The sequence below is a fragment of the Pedobacter aquae genome, from assembly GCF_008195825.1.
In the GTDB taxonomy this organism is placed as follows: Bacteria; Bacteroidota; Bacteroidia; order Sphingobacteriales; family Sphingobacteriaceae; genus Pseudopedobacter; species Pseudopedobacter aquae.
In genome coordinates, this window is record NZ_CP043329.1 from 1,570,622 (window position 1) to 1,590,077 (window position 19,456).

The window sequence follows — 19,456 nt, forward strand, 5'->3', positions numbered from 1 at the left end:
ATTTTAATTTGTTTGGTTTTATATTTTTATAATTTTTTGTGTGATTTTCTTTTGATTTCCAGAAACTTGAAGCACATACACTCCCGCAGGTAAATACGATATATCTAACATCAATTCCTGAGTGGCATTTACCAAATGGCTTTTTTTGTACAATTCTTTTCCTAGCAAATCCAGAATTTGAACCTCTATTTGTTTGGAAAAATAAGCTGGATAACGAATATTGATTTCTCTCTGGCTAGGGTTTGGATAAATGGTAAGCGTTTCAATTTCTTGAGCAGATAATTTAACAGTTACAACACCCTCATAACTGATTGTACCATCCAAATCTGTTAGCAGCAGTTTATAATATAATTGCGGATAGTTGCCTGGGTAGCTTTTATCTACATAACTATAATTACTTATTGTAGCAGCATTATTAACAGCTTTTACCGTACTAATTTTCTGGAAATCAACACCATTTGTACTTCTATAAAGGGTATAAACATTGGTGTTGCGTTCTGATAAGCTTTGCCATGTTAAGGCTATACCTTCCTGCTTTAAAGTTCCCTCAAAACCATTCATTTCTACAGGTAGGGTAACATCTTTAACCAATTTTAAAGTGGCAGAAAAGCCATCCTTTAAGGTAAAACCTGCATTTAATCCATTAGTTACTTGCGTAATGTTAGCATTATTGGCATTGGTTACTACTCGCCATTTTCCTGAAAGAGATACCGTAATTAAACTGGCAGATGAAACCCATTCACTATTTACATTGGCTACTGCATTTAAATCCGGATTAGCAATTTTAACAATTAAAGTATCTCCTGCTTCCCTAAGCGTTAATAAAGCCCTTCCTGATATCCCTTTTAAATAGCCTACATTAATATTTTGTTGAGCTAAAAAACAAGCATAAGATTTTATTTGGGCAGGGATATAACTAACTGCATGTACAGAATCTGTTTGTTTTAATACCTGATAAACTTCTCCATCTCTAATTTTTTGAGCTAAAGCACTCATATTTTGTGGCGTAATACTTGGTACAACAGTATAATGATATTTTGCCGCCGATGGTCTTGTACCATGCAATAACCAAGCTTTACTAGCATTAGCTGTTGCTGTAGTGCTGGTATTTCCTGTGCTGTGTAATGGCGTAGACTGCTGACCTCTAAAGACTTGTATATTCCCATTTCCTACCGGGATGTAATAACCTGTTGTTTGTCCGTTTACCAACCACACCTGATTGGTAGCCGTAGAAAGCTCTCCACTATAAGTAGCACTTGTTGGTATTAAAGAGTTTAAATAAATAGATGGATTTGAACTGGCATTCACACCTTGAAAAAGTGTAGTTATTACTTGATTAGTGGTATTGGTAGCACTGATATTTGAGCCCAAACAAACCATTAAAGAATCAAAAGTAAAGACCGATTTCTTGAACTTGAGGTTGTTAGCAGTATATTTAGAACCTCCATTTTCAATAAAATTCATCCCAAATACACCGTAATTGCCATCTGCCAAAGCACCTGCAAAATCATCTGCTTGATATTCTGATGCTGTGCCACTTATAAGCGGGTTTAAATTATCATAAGCTAAACGCAAACTGGTTGTCCCGGGCATCATGTTCCAATCCCAACCAGCGCCATTAGCAATATAACCTGATGAGGCTAAACTACCATCATATAAAACTTCTAAAGAACCATAGCTTTGATAACGGCCGTATCTGTTAGCTTCGGTATAAATTTCTGCTCCAAACATAAGGTATGTAAAACCTCGCATGGCCGCTACCCAATTTCCTTTCCTCATCACACCAGTTTGACCATAATTGAATTGGTAATAGCCATCTAAATTGATGTTAGTAGTACTATATCTATTGGTTTTAAAAATGTAATTGTAAAACTTCGCCATCTCCGGTTCGAAACTGCTTCCTACCAAATCTCCGCCCACGGTAATCAACCTCTCAAAAGCGGTTACATTTACCGGAACTGTAGAAGGAAAAGGCCCTCTACCTGATGCTGCATGCGGATATATAGTTCCTTTTGAAGTTTCTAAGAAAAGACTTTTCATGAAGAAACACATATTTTGATAAGCCACCTGACTAATCTTAAAAGGTGTTCCTCTAAGTTCAAAAGCTCTGGCGATCCAAGTAGCATAGGCATAAGCATAGCTGATGTGTTGCGAATTATGATGAAAGAAAGTACCATCTGGTTTTATACCATCTAAAGCACCCTGACTTATCTCTACGGCATAAGCCAAGAAATCAGAAAAGCCTCTTAAATCTCTGGCAATTTCATCATTAGTTGCTCCTAACAAAGCTAATTCCATTAAGAAATTAGACTTTACATGTATAAAATCTGTATTTTGTCCGGGTGTTTGATTAGTAGCGTATATCTTGTTAAACTCATGAGACCATTTCAACATTTTAAGCACTTCTGCTTTAAGCGTAGCATCTTGTATGTAAGGATAAGCCTCTAGAAAACCTACCGGAAAATTACGTGATGCTGTATAATCATTATAAGGCATTACATTTCTGGCACCTTCTGCCAAACCTTGCTCTAAAACCAAATAAGCTAATAAGCTTTGTAGCAGCGTATAAGCTGTGGCATCATTGCTTACTGCATGCGCTCTGGCTAAAGCACCGCAATGGATAGAAATAGCTAACAAAGTAGCCTCATCAAATACATTTACCCCTATGCCTTTTAAAGAACCATCGGTATTGGTGCTGATAGATAAACTGTTTACATAATCTTTTGCCGCCTGTAATACAGTAGCTGTTGGCGCTGTAAGTGTTCTATTATAAGTAGTTCTGATACTTTGAATGGCCGAAATTTCTGCTTGAGTAGCAGTAGGAATATTTTGTTGTGGTTGATTTAACCAATTTGCTAAAGCCGAAGTATAGGGTGAGGTTACTACAAAATGCTGACGGTCTAATACTAAATGCGGACCAGGAATTCTTTGCTCTGCATTGCCTACAAAAAGCATCTCATCTAAATAAAGTGTATTTAAAGTACTTGAGGAAGGACGATAAACCAACTCCATCCTATTTAAAGTAAAAGATGATGATTCATTACCGTTATTATAATCAAACCTATAACTTCTGTGGTACTCTCGCCAGCCAGCATAGTTTAATAACATACGGCCTTGCCTTCTTAAAACGCCGCCTGTATCATAAAATCTAAAAAGTAAAGTATCGGTGCTTTTTCTAGAACTGTAAATTAAAAACTGAGCTGCACTTGCAAAATAATCTCCTATTTCTGCTGAAGGTATACTTAAGTTATTAGCTGTAAGCACAGAGCCACTTTGAGGTGTCCATTTCAGAGATTTCGCACCTCCTTTTACATGCTCAGCACTTGAAATAATTTGCCCATTACTTGCCGACCAACTGCTTGGTATACTGGTATTAAAATCTACAAAGCGTTGTTGCGCAAAGGCAGTTATTTGTAAACCCAGAAAAAGAACTAGTAAAAGTATCTTCATAAAAATATCTTCATTAATTGGTTTTAGCTTGGTTAGCCAATAACCGAATTTGAAGAACTTTTACACTTTAGTAGGGATAAAATTTGGTTTGTTGAGGGGCAAATATTCGTTTATGATGCTTTAAGGCATATTTTAGAGGTTTTATTACTTTAAAGTTGGGATTTGATTTTTTTTTAAAAAAGTAAAACTCATATTAAAGTTTCTATAAATTGCTTAGCTGTGAGAATAGGTAAATTTGAACTCTTAAAGTCTTTAAGATTTCTAGTAATAATCAGATCTTGTTGATTTTCATTTGCGGTAAAGTATTGAATAGCGTCTTCAAAGTCTGTAAAAGTATCATCATTCAAAGCCAAATCAATAATTTTATCATCAAGCGGCAAAACATGAAGAATTAACCTTAATTTCCTTAAAACCGATTTTGCTTTTTGAGCATCTAACTGTTTTAATATTATATAGCTCGTATTCGCAAAAGTTAAAGATGAAACAGAAAGCTCAACTTGCTTTTTATCGGCCAAAGAGAACAATATTTCTGCTTCTTTGAAAAAAGGCTCCCTCCGTGATAATAAATCTATCACAATATTGGTATCAACAAAAAGCTTTTTCATTTATACTTTTTGTCTAAATAATCACGATATTCATTCCTATAATCAAATTCCTCAGGCAGTTCAATAACACCACTCAAGCTTTCTATAAGCGGAGTAATGCTGGTATTTTCCCCTTCTTGAACCTTCTCTTTTGTAACGCTATCTAGATAAGATTCTATCATCTTTGAAAGACTGATATTATGACTCCGAGCATAGATTTTAGCTCTTTCTATAACATTTTCATTAAGTCTTAATGTTAATTTAGTTTCCATAGCAAAGCTTATTATACGTACAAATATAAAAAAATCATACGTCAAAACAATATTTCCTATTTTTCTATATATTTCAATAGGCCACGGTTTACACCGTGGGCTATGAATGATAATATTTTGTTAGAATGCTTTTTAATCATTTAAAATAATCAGCAAAGCACTCTATAGATTAGCCAATATCCTTAAAAAGACAGAAGAACTTCCTTACTAGAACCTGCATAAGGTTTCTGAGGCATGTCTACTGATAAGTCTATACTTTTACCAGATTTAATATCGCTTATACTAAATTTGATTTGCTTTTCCTGCTGTAAGGGATCTGCAACGTATAAAGTCTTTTTACCTTTCACATTTTTAATCATGAAAACACAAGGTTTATCGGTTTTTATGCTGAGCTCATCTGTTTTAACTTCTGCTGCCTCGTGTAAAACGGCCTGTAATATTTTTAAACCTTTGTGATATACCACTTGCTGACTAGCCGTATTGCTAATGGTTTGTAACTGCTCTGGGTTAAAACCTTTCACATCTTTTACTGCTGGTAAAACCACGTAATGATAACTTGCCGCTTGTGTTTTGCTGCCATGGTTTATCCATAATTTAAATACATGACCGCTTACTTCGTTTTTTGGCTGCGAGCTATTGATTTTCTGCCATGTACCACTTTGTTTTTGCGAACTAAGCTTCACATTTGCACCACTTGGAAAATAATAAGCAATACCATCATGCTGTATCCAACTATTATTATTTAAAGCGTATTCATTTAACTCATCTTTCTTTTGCGCTTTACCTACAGAAAGCTGAATATTACCATTTAACCAAGATTGGTTGAGTGTTGTGGTAACAGGCAAAGTACTTGTCGACTGTATATCTGCCCCCAAACAAACTATTTCTTGATCAAAGAAAAACCATGCTTTTTTAGCGGTAACACCATCGTACTTTAAATGATAAGCAGTTGCACCATAAACACCATCAGAAACACCTCCTGCATAGGTATTTAAAGCAAACTCGCCCCATTGTTTCTCTAACAAAACATCTTCTGGGTTATCTACACTGGTTGTTCCAGGTATTTTATCCCACTCCCATAAAGGCATAATATCGAAATACTCTGGCCCTCTTACTTGTATATTGGTTGCACCGTCAGAAAGGTAGCGGCCATATAAATTTTCCTTATTTCCGCTTTCTGATTTTTTGGTACGATTACTTGCAATACGTACATGAAAAGCGTATTGAGGGCGTACATGTTGGGTATAATCGCCTTTCCAATAATGCTGATGAAAAGGTTTTAGTTCATAATCTGGCGCTGCTAAGCTATCTACCCGCTGTCTGATATTTTCCCACTCTTCTTCTCTTGTAGCATCAATTAATTTTACTGTTTGGATACGGTATCTTTCTGAAGTTTTCTTGAGATTACCTTTTCTAGTTACCCCCCTACCTTCTACGTTGAAATCTATATATCTAGACCTAAAAGCATTAATAAAAGTTTGTCGGTAAAACTTAGAAAAAACCTCTAATTTCTCTGCACTTAGTGCATAAGGCGTTGCCCTTACCAAATTGGCAATTTTGGTTACTCCACCTATAAAAACATTTCCATAGCCAGAAATATACAACTGCGGTCCGTGTTGTAGGTAAGAATAATCATGCTGTAAACCTTCTTCTGCTTCAGTTAAAACCACAGGTTCAAACAATTGGTCGAGAGATGATTTTAGTAAATCTTTATTTTCTGTAAGTAATGCTCTGTAAAAATAGTGCATTGCAATATCCGTTTTGTTAGCTCCGGTTTTATCCTCGGCTACCCCTCTTTTCATTCGTTCTAAAAGCTGTTTTTCTAGTTCTTCTGGCAAATAGCTATCACCAAATTTGAGTAAAATCAAAGATTCTCCTAGTCTTTGCGGCACACTAATTTCATTATGCCACCAATTATCACTTTTAGGGTCTTTGGCATACCAATATTCATAAGCTTTGATAATGCCATCTAAAAAAGCTTTGTTATTATAGTAAGAGCCGCCTTTATTTACATAAGCTTGTATGAGTAAATGTGTTTTTTCTAGATGACTTACAGGCGCCCAATTAGAAATATCTTTAGCTTGGTAATTGATATCGCTCCAGCTACCATCGGGCTGTAAAGCGTCTAAAGCTGCTTTTGCCGGAACATCTGCTTTAGCAAAAGATTTACTGGCATCGTCAAAAATCCTTTTCATTATGGTGCCAAAAGGATAAGTTGCTTGCGCTTTTACCATAAAAGGTAAAAAGCCGATACAAAATAGGGTAATGAATATTTTTTCATCTTTATTGATTAAGGATATTTTATTTCCATTTCTCTTCCAATAACCTCCATACGGTGTTTTTTTATTTGATTATCATCGCCATAATCACTTATCCAATGTGGTTGTTGCATTTTTTGTTCCCAGTTTTGGAGTTTCTTTTCTAACTGTTTCACTTTTTGCGAATAGGTACTCGCTAGGTTATTTTGCTCGCTTACATCATCCTGTAAATTGAATAAGAGTAAAGGATTATTAGCTGTTCTAATCAATTTCCAATCCCCACTTCTAACGGCAGCAGCTACGCCTCTTCGCCAAAATAAATCTTGATGAGGTACAGCTTTTTTAGGGTCTAATAGATAAGGTAAAAGATTTACACCATCTAAAACTTGTCCTTTTAGGGCTTTTCCCTCACTAGCTGCAATAGCCGTTGGCGTAATATCCATTGCAGAAATCATAGGATTATAAACTTGATTGGCCGGTAATTTTGCAGGCCATTGCATGATATAGGCTACACGAATGCCACCCTCCCATTTAGAACCTTTTAAACCTCTTAACACACCATTATCGGCAGCGTTATTGGTTGCAGCGCCATTATCATTTAAGAAAACAATCAAAGTATTTTCGTAAAGCTTTTGCTCTTTTAAAGTAGCTACCAATTTACCTATGTTACGGTCTAAAGAAGTCATCATAGCTGCATAAGCTCTTCTTTCTGCGTTTTGGATATGAGCAAATTGTTGCATCAATTCTTGTTGCGCATTTATAGGGGTATGCACCGCATTATAAGCCAAATACATAAAAAATGGATTCTTTTGATTTTCTTTTACAAAAGATATGGCCTTATCGGTAAACATATCTGTAAGATAATACACCTCTCCTTCTGGTACAGCTTTTCTGTTGTGTAGCAATTGTAACTCTCGTTTAGGTTGCTTGTTATAAGCAAAAAAGTTACGATGCCCGCCAATAAAACCATAAAACTCATCAAAACCTCTATTTAAAGGGAAGTGCTTTTCTTCTTCGCCTAAATGCCATTTACCAATCGCAATGGTTTTATAACCATTAGCTTGCATTTGGTTTCCTATGGTTTTCACTGATGGATCTAAACCAACATCTGTTAACTGAAAACCGTTAACGGGCTTGCTAGAAGTATTGTGCTCAAACCCGAAACGCTGCTGGTAACGCCCGCTAAGTAAACCCGCTCTTGATGGTGCACAAACTGCTGCTGTAACATAAGCATTGGTAAAGAGCACACCGTTTTTTGCTAGTGCATCAATGTTTGGAGTAGGTATTTCTTTACCTCCGTAACATCCAAAATCTGCATAACCGGCATCGTCACTTAAAATAACAATGACATTGGGTTTTGCCTTTGGCTGTGCTACCACTTGTAAAGTTATGACGCAAAATAAAGTTGTTATAAATAGCTTGATGTTCATTTAATTTCCTTTTATTAATTTCAATGGAGTAGCCAAACCATAAGCACAATTTACTTTAATTAAAGTATTACCTTGGGTTGTTTTTGCAACTTCATATTTTTTACTATCATCGGCTTTAAGCCAATTACCTTTTAATTCTAACTGTATTACTGATGGTTGCGCATCGGTTTTAAACCAATAACGAGAGTAAATACTTACCTCTTTTCTAGTACCATCGCTGTTTAGAGGCGTTTCATCTGCACCTTGGTAAAAGCCCAAATCTGGGTCGGTAATAGCCAAATTTAATTTTGCTGCTTCTTGCTGATATAAAATTAAACAAGCTTTACTGTTGTTGATGATAAGCGGGTCTGTTGATTGACTATTTTCTTTAAAAAGAGCCAAACCTGTAAGCTGTTGCGCTATATATTTTACGCTATGTGCCTCAGCGGTTTTTTGCAAAACCTGATAAACAGGCGTTTTACCAGACATTTGCGTTTTAAAAGTCTGCATTTTTTTAGCATCAGCACCTATCAACATAGCATATTCGTAAGCTTCACTTTTGGGCGCAAAACCATGCTGTAAAACTAAACTTGCAAAGTTACCCTGTGTGTTTTGTGTATCTTTTTGATCTCTAGATTGCTGCTGATTTTTGCTTAAAGCCATTTTACTATTGGCAGTTAAATAATAGCCTATCCCTCGGTTATCCAATACGAAAGCTGGCTTTGTTAAAGCTTTAGATACTTGTGTAGGAAAATCAATTGGCTGATGATCAAGCAATACAGCTTCGCTAGGGTTGTTTAAATAGTTTTGAAAAATGGTTGTTTCTGTCGGATATTCCTTGATGTTATTTTCAATATCAGAACCTAAACACACTACCAAGCTATCAAACATAAACCAAGATTTTATCGCCTTAAAGCTTCCCAAATTGTATTTATCATGCCCTCTAAGCTTCATAGCAAAAAGCCCTTGTTGGTTTAAAGAAATACCTCCGGCAAAAACTTCATCTGTTAAAAGCATTTCTTCTACACCGCTAAAATCATCCACATTAAGAATTTGAGCCCTTAATTTATCAAGCGGAACATGTAAGGTAGTTGCTCCGGGTATGCGATTCCAATCCCAACCTTTATCGGTAAAATTACTTCCTGTATAGCCCGGCGTTTCTGGAAATAAAACTTCTAAATGTCCGTAATTTAGATACCTGCCAAAAACGTTGGCTTTAGGGTAAGCTTCATGACTTACCATATATCTATTATGACCTTTTACCGTTAACAACCAGTTATTTCTTCTGTGGATAGCCAGTAAGCCATAGTTTAAATTCCAATGTCCGTTTGGGTATTTTGCAACTTGTACATCTGCTTGCTTAAACTTTTTCTCCCAAGCCAAGCTTTTCTTTTTAGACACCAACAAATAAACAGCAGCCATTTCTTTATCTATGGCTTCTTTACCATCCGGAGTACCGGCAAGCGCTAGGTAAGCATAAGGTTTGTCTGGAACGCTCCATGTTCCTGTTGGATGCCTTCCCGAAATACTGATGGGCCACTTATAAGGATTGGTATAGTAATGCATCATCAATAAATTTTCTTTAAATTTTTGATGCGCTTCCTGCTCTACTTGATAGCTTGTTTTACTCAACACATAAACAATTGGGGCTAAACCATTATAGCCTCCAACACCATAAGCCGGATACAAAGTTGCATGATGAAAAACTGCTCCATCGGGTTTAAAAGCACCTGTTATGGCTACATTGGGTTTCATGTTAAAAGACAACCAACGTGAGTAATATTGTAGAAAGCGCATTTTTTCTGGAGTATCATCTAAAATTAAAATACTGCTCAACATTCCTTGTAAAAGCGTATTTAAAACATCAATATTAGATTCTGGCATTTTTTCTGGCACTTCCACAGCTCGGCCCAAGCCGCTAAACCAAAACATACTTTTAAAAGTTTGTTCTAACTTTCCGGATGCCTTAATAGCATCTTTCATGAGTAGACAAGCGGTGTAATAATTCTCCAAATTATAGCCTAAATGATGCAAAGCGCCCATACCACTACCAAAAGACCAACCTTGATTTTCTGCATGGTCTAGCAGATTTATAAACATTCTTGCTAGCTTATCTTTATGGGTTTGGATGGTACTGAAATAATGAGCTTCTGCCATAGCTAGCATCAGATTACTATATTTACTGATGTTTGTTGTAGCGTTAATTTTCTTTGCCGAGTCTAAATCATTTTCATCAAACAGTTCAATATCATTAGTAGAAAAAATGGTTCTTCCTGTAATAAATTGGCTTTTTTTCTTGATTTCCCAGAAGGCATAGTCTTTTTCTAGTTTCCTGATGATGGTATCTGTAATAACTTTTTTTGAAGGAAGAACTACCTCTAAGAAACGTTTATAAATTTGACCGACTTCTTTTTTATCTTGCGGAGTTATAGCCGCTTTTAGAGGCAAATTATCTGGCGTAGTGCTAAATTTATAAAGTGAATTCCAATGAGCATTTGCGGCATGGTCTGCATCTAAATTCACAAAAGGCACTTGAAAATCTCGCATGGGCGACCGTGGATTGATGTTTACCTGATACATCACTTGGTCTAGGTATAAAGTTCCTTTTTTTACTGTTGAGGGCGCTTTAATTTCTAAGCGATTCATATTGGGCTGCGGTGTACTTTGCATATCCCGGTGGTACATCACCCAAGCTGTTCGCCAACCTTTAAAATTGAGGTTAAAATCAAATTTACAGGCTTCTTTATCTGCATTGTAAAAGGTAAAACTTAGTTTATCTGCAACAGGGTTTTCATTATAAATCCAAAAAACAAAAGTGCTACGTTTATCTGATGCTACCTTTTTAAATTCATCTGAAACGATATTTAAAACACTTTCATTCCCTTTTGCCCAAGTCCATGCAATGGCACTTTCGCCTATTTTCTGATGTTGCGTACTGATAGCTAATTTACCACCTTTAGCTTGCCATTCTTGAGGCACCTCTTCCTCACAAATATCTTTCTGTAATTGAGCTAAAGCCTGATGTTTTGCAGCAATAAACAAGCAAAGTATAAAAACTATTTTTTCATATTTGGGATGCTCATTTATTTGCTTAATCTGGTAGCCTGATTTTCTTTTATACGCTTAAGCTCTTTAGCCAACTTCTTAGCTTTTTTAGGGTTTTGGGTAAGTAAATCTTCCCGCTCTGATGGGTCTTGTTTCAGATTATAAAGTAAACCATTTGCTGAGTTTCCGCTTTCTACATTAGTTACCGGATATACCTTTGGACCTTTACCAGGTTCTATATATTTCCAATTGTTTTTAATAAGTGATAAAGTACCATTTACCGCATGTTGAACAATATAAGACCTACTTTTAGCAGATTTCCCTAAAAGTGCATCCAACATATTAAAGCTGTCTGGAGCTTCTTTTACCGCTAAAGGTTGCTGGGTAAGCGCTGCTAGAGAAGCATATAAATCAACCTGACTTATAGCTGCAGAAGAAACAGCAGGCTTAATAGTTTTTGGCCAGTAAGCTATTAAAGGAACTTTTGTAGCAGCATCAAAAGCACTGTATTTACCACCACGTAAATGAGCTGCTGGAGTGTGACCATTAAGCATTTCATTAGCAAAATCGGCATAGCCATCATCTAACACAGGGCCATTATCACTACTAAAAATAATCAATGTATTTTCCGTCAGTTTTAAGCTATCCAAAGCTCTTACTACTTCACCAACTGTCCAATCGAGTTGTAAAATAACATCCCCTCTAGGGCCTAAACCACTTTTTCCAACAAATTGCTGATTAGGCGCTCTAGGTACATGAATATCATTGGTAGCTAGATATAAGAAGAATGGATTATTTTTATTCTGAGTGATAAACTTTACAGATTGCCTTGCGATATGAGCGGCCAATTCTTCATCTTTCCAAAGTGCTTTTTACCACCGCTCATGTAACCAATTCTACTAATGCCGTTTACAATGGTTTGCGCATGACCTTCGCTGAGTTTCATTTTCAAAAGCTCTGGATTTTCTTCTCCTGTAGGCTCATTTCCTACTTTTTTCTTGTAATTAACTTCTATAGGGTCTTTAGGATCTAGGTTGATGATATGGCGATTTTCCATAAAAACGGTTGGTACACGGTCTGCCGTTGCCGGGATAAGAAAACAATAATCAAAACCTATTTCTAAAGGCCCAGGCTTAATAGTACCATTCCAATCCGGACCACCATCTGGTCCTAAACCCAAATGCCACTTGCCTACCGCACCAGTTTTATAACCTGCTTTTTGCAACATGGCAGGTAAAGTTGGTGTTTCGGTTGGGATGATTAATCCTGCATTTCCGGGAGCTATATTTGTCCCTGATTTCCGCCATGCGTATTTACCCGTTAACAAAGAAAACCTTGATGGCGTACAAGTAGCAGATGTAGCAAAACCATTGGTAAAACGTAAACCTTTTGCTGCTAATTTATCTATATGTGGTGTTTTTATTTTGGTTGCGCCGTAACAACTTAAATCGCCATAGCCTAAATCATCGGTATAAATAAGTACAATATTAGGCCGTTTTTGAGCAAAGGAAGTAGCACTAAAAATGATTAAGAAAAGTAAAAATTGGAATCTCAACATGGTTATTTGTAAAAATTGGTTTATCTGAATATTCCTGAGGTTTATTCACTTATCCAAATATTCTACAAATTGCTTATTCTTTAGGATAAAAATCGGTTATAATAGGGGTAAAAAATCGTTTTGATCAGAGGCATAAAGCTTAAAGCGTAATGCTAAAAGCTTGCAGAACTAGAAACTGATAACTGGCAACCGAAAACTGATAATTTACACCTCACCGCCTACAAAATCAGAAGGAGCTTTGCCGAATTGTTTTTTAAATTCTTTACTGAAGTATTTACGATCATTGAAACCTACAGAATAAGCAATTTCGGCGATGCTAAGTTGGTTGTCTTCTAAAAGCTGGGCTGCTCTTTTCAATCTCACAGATTTGATAAAATCTGTGATAGATAAATCTGTTAAAGCTTTAATTTTTTTGTATAAAACGGTTTGGCTCATCCCTATTTCTACCACCAAACTGGTTACGTTAAACTCTGGATCTTCTAGGTTATCTTCTACCAATTGCATCAGCTTGTTCAAGAATTTTTCATCCGGAGATTCAAGCTCTAGCTTCCTTGGCATCAACATCACTTGCTTGCTGTATCTTTCTTTTAAAGCCTCTCTGCCTGCTAATAAATTTTTAACGCTTAACTCTAAAACTTGGATACTAAATGGTTTCGTTAGGTAAATATCGGCCCCAGCCTCTAAACCACCAATTTGATGCATATTGGCAGCCATAGCGGTTAATAAAATCACTGGAATATGGCTAGTTCTTTCTTCCTGTTTAAGTTTCGAACAAAGTTCAAAACCATCCATCACAGGCATATTTACATCGCTGATGATGATTTCTGGCAGTTGTTCTATAGCCAACTCCCATGCTTGTAAACCGTTTACACTTTCTAATATATGGTAATACTTATCTAATGACTGCTTAATGAAAGTTCTCAATTCGTCGTTATCCTCTACAATTAAAATGGTGTATTTTTTCTCTTGTAATGGTAGCGCTTCTTCTTCAACAAAAGGTTGTGAGTATAAATCAATCTCGGGTAACCAAACGCGTTGGTTTTCTAAAACATCACCTTCTTGAGCAAATTCTTCTCTGGTAAAATGTGCCTGACCTTTTTTAAGGCTTACTTTAAAGGATGTTTTGCCGGTGGCTTGTTCTGTTTCTGGCTGACTCATCAAGCTAATACAACCATGATGCTGCTCAACAATATTTTTTGATAAAGCTAAGCCAATTCCCCAACCCTCTTTTTTATGAGTGCTTTGCTTAGCTTGATAAAAATTGGTAAATATCTTTTTTTGGTCTGCCAATGATATACCTATCCCGTTATCTTCAACGGTTATATGTATCTCGTTTTCATCATCAGCTAAAGCTAAAACAATGGTACCACCGTCTGGCGTGTATTTAAAAGCATTGGATAAAATGTTATACAACACTTTCTCCATCTGGTTAACATCAAAAAACACAGGTAATTGCTCTTGATGGCTTTTGAAATTAAAATCTATTTGTCTGCTTTCTGCAATACTGGTAAAAGAGTTAAAAACTTTCTGACAAAAGGCTACTAAATTATGTTGCTGCACCAAGATTTTCATGTTACCAGTTTCTATCTTTCTAAAATCTAGTAACTCGGTAATAAGCCTTAATAAACGCTCCGCATTGTTTTTAATATGAACGATTTGCTTATTAACCCCTTCTTGTGCCGTAGTTTGTTTAATTAAATTCTCTAATGGCGCAAATATTAATGTTAAAGGTGTTCTAATTTCATGAGATATTCTGGTAAAAAAATCGAGCTTTAACTGATATAATTCTTCTATTTTCTGGGTATTTAAGTGTTCGTAATATAATTGAGTTTCTAACCGGGCTTGTCTTCTAAAAAATCTGATGACTAAAAAAAGCAAGCCAGAAGCCATGATAAAATATAATAAATAAGCCCACCAGGTTTTCCAAAATGGTGGTTTTATGATTATAACTAATTTGGTGGCTTCTGGATTCCACAAACCATCATTATTACTGGCTTTAACTAAAAAATCATACTTACCCGGAGGCAAATTGGTATAAGTTGCTGATGGTGTGCTAACATAGTTCCAATCTTTTTCAAAACCATCTAATTTATATGCGTATTTATTACGCTCTGGGTTGATATAGTTTAAAGCTAAAAAGTCTATGGTAAAAATGTTCTGATTTGCCTTAAAAACAATCTCTTCTGTAAAGGAGATATCTTTTTCTAACAAACCATCAGAACTATTAATGCCTACTGGTTTATTAAATAACTTCAAACCAGAAAATACTACTTTAGGGATGCTTTTATTCTCTTCTATTTCTTTAGGCTGGAAACTTACTAAGCCATTATAACTACCAAAATACAGCTTTCCATTTTTATCTTTAAAAGCCGAGTTATAATTGAACTCATTAGCAGGTAAACCATCTGCTACGGTATAATTTTTAAATATTTTTCTTTGGATATCAAATTTAGAAAGACCTCTATCTGTACTTACCCATAAATAGCCTTCTTTATCTTCTAAAATACTGATGATGTTATTACTACCCACACCACTTTCTGTAGAATAAGTAATAAAGCTCTTATTTTCAGGCACATATAAACTTAAACCTCCATGATGCGAACCTATCCAAATTTGTCCTTTACTATCTTCTACAATATCATTGATGTGGCTAGATTGCAAAGCGCTTTTAGAAGCTGCATTCTTTAAAAAAAAGATAGTTTTTGTACTTCTGTATGGAATTAAATTAAGACCTTTTGCTGTACCCACCCATAAGTTACCTTTAGAGTCGCAGAATATTTTTCTGATGTAACTACTGCTTAACTTTATTTTGGAGTTCTTACTAGTATCGTAAACGCTAAATGTTTGGCTCTCGCGGTCAAAAAGATTAATTCCTTTAGATGATGTTGCTACCCATAAACGGCCATCTTTATCTTCGGTAATGCTACTTACATAGCCATAACTAATAGCTTTAGGATTATTTGGGTCTGGATTATAATGTTTGAAAACACCCGTTTGCGGATTGTAAAGGTCTAAACCTCCTTGAAAAAGACCAATCCAAATATTACCTCTACTATCGGTAAAAATATCTTTAACCGTATTATGCCCTAAACTACTTGTATTGAGCGGATTATTTACAAACTGGGTATAACGCTGACTTGCTTTATCATAATAGTTTAAACCTTGTCCTTCTGTTCCTATCCATAAATTACCGCTTTTGTCTGCCGTAATTACACTTATAATATCACTACTGATACTATTTCTATATTTACTATGCTTTTCTACTGTAAAAGGGATAGTGTTAGGATGCTTAACATTTACGCCGCCAAACATGGTTCCTAACCAGATTGAACCTTGGTCGTCTTCATAAATTTCTTTGATAGAATTATCACTTAAACTATTAGGATTTTCAGAATCATGACGATAAAGGGTAAACTTCATATCCTTGGTATTCAGGATATTTAAACCCATCATGGTGGCTATCCATAAATTACCTTTTCTATCTTTAATAATCTTACGGATGTTATTACTACTTATACTATTTTTCTCTAAAGGTTTAACCTGATAACGTATAAAACTTTGGCTACTTTCTATAAACTTATTTAGGCCGCTGGTTTCTGTACCTATCCAAATATTCCCTTCGGCATCCTCTGCTATAGTTTTGATAGAATTACCGCTGATACTATTTATATTGCCTTTTTGATGAAAATATGATTTCAGATAAGGCTTGTTATTTTTAAAAGTTAAAACAGATAAACCAGTTGTTGTACCTATCCAAACCCTTTTCTTACTATCTTCAAAAAGACCGTAAACTATATTCCCGGCTAAGCCGTCTTTTTGATATAACTTTTTAAAATTTCTTGCTTTTGGCGATGATAAAATACTTAAGCCATAATTGGTTCCGAAAAATAGTTTGCCATCCTTTCCTTGGTGAATAGCCAATACAATTCTATCGCTGATGCTATTTCTGTCTTTAGGATTTGATTTAAAACGCTCAAAAGAATCACTTTCTGGGATGTAACGATTTAAACCGTCTTGTGTGCCTATCCATAAATTTTTATTGCTGTCTTCATAAATGCTATAGATATAGTCATTGGTACTGATAGAAGATGAATCATTTGGATTGTTTTTATAGATTTTGATGCTTCTCCCATCATAACGGTTTAAGCAATCTCTAGTTCCAAACCACATGTAGCCTCTGCTATCTTTATAAATAGAGAGCACTGTACTTTGAGACAAGCCACTACTGATAGAAATATGATCAAAAGATAACTGACCATAAGCTAAAGCAGCATAGCAAAACAAAAAGACAATTAACAGGCTACGTTTAGACATAAATTAAGCTCGGTATTTAAGATACCTTACTAGAAATACTAATTTAAGATAATTATAGAGCCTCGCTAAATTTTAACAAAAAATAAACTATTAATATATTTAAATGCTAAAAAGTTTAGACACCTTAATAAGTTTAAACTATCATTTTAGAATCCTAAAAAACGTCTACTACAAACTATTTTCCCAAGCCCAAGAAGACTGTATCATGTCTTTTAAATTTAGGGTAGCTTTCCATAAAAGTTCTTGCTCTGCCTTGCTACTATCTGCGTAAACAGCTTCAGCATCTCCTGGTCTTCTAGCTCCTGTTTGATAGGCTAATGGTTTACCTGTTGTAGCTTCAAATTGTTTGATGATTTCTAAAACGGTTGTTCCTTTACCTGTTCCAATATTGTAAACTTCAGAAGAACCTTGGCAAGCTTTATTGATGAGCCTTTTACAAGCTGCTAAATGCGCTTTTGCTAAATCAACCACATGAATATAATCTCTTACACAAGTACCATCTGCTGTATGATAATCATCACCAAAAACAGTTAACATAGCCAATTTACCTTTTGCAGTTTGCGTAACATAAGGAAATAAATTATTAGGAATACCTTTGGGTAACTCGCCAATTAAAGCGGTTTCATGTGCCCCAACAGGATTAAAATATCTTAAAGAAATAGCCTGAAATGCAGCAGCAGCACATACTTTTTCTAAAATCTCCTCGCCCATTTGTTTAGTACTTCCATAGGCAGATAAAGCTTTTTTAAATGGTGTTTCTTCTGTAGCAGGTAATTCATCTGGTTCGCCATATACCGTTGCCGATGACGAAAAAACCAAACCTTCTACGCTATTTTCCTGAATCAATTGTAAGATATTGAGTAGAGATATTAGATTATTTTGATAGTAAAGCAGTGGTTTTTCTACCGATTCGCCAACAGATTTAAACGCTGCAAAATGAATAACTACATCTACCTGATGTTTCTTAAAAATTTTGCTCATGGCAGCTAAATCGCAAACATCATCCTGATAAAATATAGGCTCTTTTTGTGTAATTCTGATGATTCTATCTAAAATAAAATGTTCAGAATTACTTAAATTATCTACTACAATTACTTGGTAACCAGCCATAAGCAACTCTACCACAGTATGTGAACCTATATAGCCTAATCCGCCTGTTACCAACACCGTTTTTTCTGTCATGTTTATCATGATAATGCTTTTATGTCCTCCATAATTTGATTGGCAATTGCCACAGCCGCGGCTTCAGATTTTGCCTCCGCATAAACCCTGATGATAGGTTCTGTATTAGATTTCCTCAGGTGCACCCATTGGTCTTTAAAATCTATTTTTAAACCATCTATGGTATTACAATCCTCATGCTGATACTTATTTTTTAATTGCTCTAAAATATCATCTATAGATTGTGATGCACTTAACGTGATTTTATTTTTAGACATGTAATAAGCCGGATAGCTTTTTCTTAACGCAGAAACAGAGTGCTTTTTCTTAGCTAGATAAGTTAAAAACAAAGCAATGCCCACCAAAGCATCTCTTCCATAATGTAATTCAGGATAAATGATACCACCATTACCTTCGCCACCTATAACAGCATTATTAGCTTTCATGAGATTTACCACATTAACCTCGCCAACGGCAGAAGCAGCATAAGTTTCGCCTGCTTTCCTGGTGATATCTCTCAATGCCCTAGTTGATGATAAGTTAGAAACTGTAGCTCCTGGTTGGTGTTGTAAAATATAATCGGCGACAGCCACTAAAGTATATTCTTCTCCAAACATTTGCCCGTCTTCACAAACAAAGCATAAACGATCAACATCAGGGTCGACAGCTATTCCTAAATGTGCTTTTTCCTTTATCACTAAAGCCGAAAGTTCTGTTAAATGCTCTGCTAAAGGTTCTGGATTATGCGGAAAATGACCATCAGGCTCGCAAAACAGTTCATGAACTTGGTTTACACCTAAAGCTTTTAATAGCTGAGGGATAAATAAGCCACCGCTGGAGTTTACCGCATCTACAACAATACTAAAATTGGCCGCTTTTATAGCTTCCCTATCTACCAAAGGTAAATCTAAAATCATAGCTATATGCTGCTGTACAAAATGGGTTTTATGGTAAACTTTACCTAATTGGTCTACACTTGCATAATCAAACTCTTGTTCTGCCAATTGCAATACTTCTTTACCATCAGCATCGCTAATAAACTCGCCTTTATGGTTTAACAATTTTAGGGCATTCCATTCTTTGGGATTATGACTAGCCGTAAGAATAATACCACCGCCAGCTTCTTCTAGTGGGACTGCAATTTCTACCGTTGGAGTGGTAGAAAGACCAATATCAATAACATCTATACCCAAACTTTGCAAAGTTCCGGTAACTAAATTGTTTACCATAGCGCCAGAAATTCGGGCGTCTCTGCCTATCACAATTTTAGGATTATTTGTTTTGGATATTACCCATTTGCCAAAAGCGGCTGTAAATTTCAATATATCTGGTGGTGTTAAACCCTCACCTGTTTTACCGCCAATAGTCCCTCTTATTCCTGATATAGATTTGATTAAAGTCATCT

Annotated in this window: 11 protein-coding genes; all 11 read right to left on the bottom strand. The window is 35.6% G+C overall.

Going from position 1 to position 19,456, the window contains the following annotated elements; genetic code table 11:
- Nucleotides 1–18: 18 nt before the first annotated feature.
- The 11 genes from FYC62_RS06795 to glmM all read right to left on the bottom strand — a co-directional run bounded on the left by FYC62_RS06795 (nt 19) and on the right by glmM (nt 19,454).
- Nucleotides 19–3,450, bottom strand: a complete 3,432-nt coding sequence (locus FYC62_RS06795) for a polysaccharide lyase family 8 super-sandwich domain-containing protein (RefSeq protein WP_149074416.1) — start codon at nt 3,448–3,450, stop codon at nt 19–21.
- 188 nt (nt 3,451–3,638) lie between these two features.
- Nucleotides 3,639–4,055 (bottom strand): type II toxin-antitoxin system VapC family toxin, encoded by a 417-nt coding sequence (locus FYC62_RS06800; RefSeq protein WP_149074417.1) that lies wholly within the window; start codon nt 4,053–4,055, stop codon nt 3,639–3,641.
- Nucleotides 4,052–4,306, bottom strand: a complete 255-nt coding sequence (locus FYC62_RS06805; RefSeq protein WP_039448605.1) for a DUF6364 family protein — start codon at nt 4,304–4,306, stop codon at nt 4,052–4,054. Before FYC62_RS06805 ends, FYC62_RS06800 begins: the two co-directional genes overlap by 4 nt.
- 182 nt (nt 4,307–4,488) lie before the next feature.
- Nucleotides 4,489–6,540, bottom strand: coding sequence for a polysaccharide lyase 8 family protein (locus FYC62_RS06810; protein WP_149074418.1), 2,052 nt, complete (start codon nt 6,538–6,540; stop codon nt 4,489–4,491).
- A gap of 56 nt (nt 6,541–6,596) precedes the next feature.
- Entirely contained in the window at nt 6,597–7,994 is a 1,398-nt protein-coding gene (locus FYC62_RS06815) for a sulfatase (protein ID WP_149074419.1), read from the bottom strand.
- Nucleotides 7,995–11,015: a chondroitinase family polysaccharide lyase gene (locus tag FYC62_RS06820; RefSeq protein WP_240534843.1), complete on the bottom strand. Its 3,021-nt coding sequence runs from the start codon at nt 11,013–11,015 to the stop codon at nt 7,995–7,997.
- 41 nt (nt 11,016–11,056) lie between these two features.
- Nucleotides 11,057–11,866 (bottom strand): sulfatase-like hydrolase/transferase, encoded by an 810-nt coding sequence (locus tag FYC62_RS17485; RefSeq protein ID WP_240534844.1) that lies wholly within the window; start codon nt 11,864–11,866, stop codon nt 11,057–11,059.
- Nucleotides 11,836–12,576 (bottom strand): sulfatase-like hydrolase/transferase, encoded by a 741-nt coding sequence (locus FYC62_RS17490; protein WP_240534845.1) that lies wholly within the window; start codon nt 12,574–12,576, stop codon nt 11,836–11,838. The genes FYC62_RS17485 and FYC62_RS17490 overlap by 31 nt, the downstream gene beginning before the upstream one ends.
- Nucleotides 12,577–12,780: 204 nt before the next feature.
- Nucleotides 12,781–16,890, bottom strand: coding sequence for a hybrid sensor histidine kinase/response regulator transcription factor (locus FYC62_RS06830; RefSeq protein WP_149074421.1), 4,110 nt, complete (start codon nt 16,888–16,890; stop codon nt 12,781–12,783).
- 168 nt (nt 16,891–17,058) lie between these two features.
- Nucleotides 17,059–18,072 (bottom strand): UDP-glucose 4-epimerase GalE, encoded by a 1,014-nt coding sequence (galE, locus tag FYC62_RS06835; RefSeq protein WP_149074422.1) that lies wholly within the window; start codon nt 18,070–18,072, stop codon nt 17,059–17,061.
- Between the two features lie 5 nt (nt 18,073–18,077).
- The gene (gene glmM / locus FYC62_RS06840) at nt 18,078–19,454 is read right to left on the bottom strand and encodes a phosphoglucosamine mutase (protein ID WP_149074423.1); all 1,377 of its coding nucleotides are present in this window, start codon (nt 19,452–19,454) and stop codon (nt 18,078–18,080) included.
- Nucleotides 19,455–19,456 lie beyond the last annotated feature (2 nt).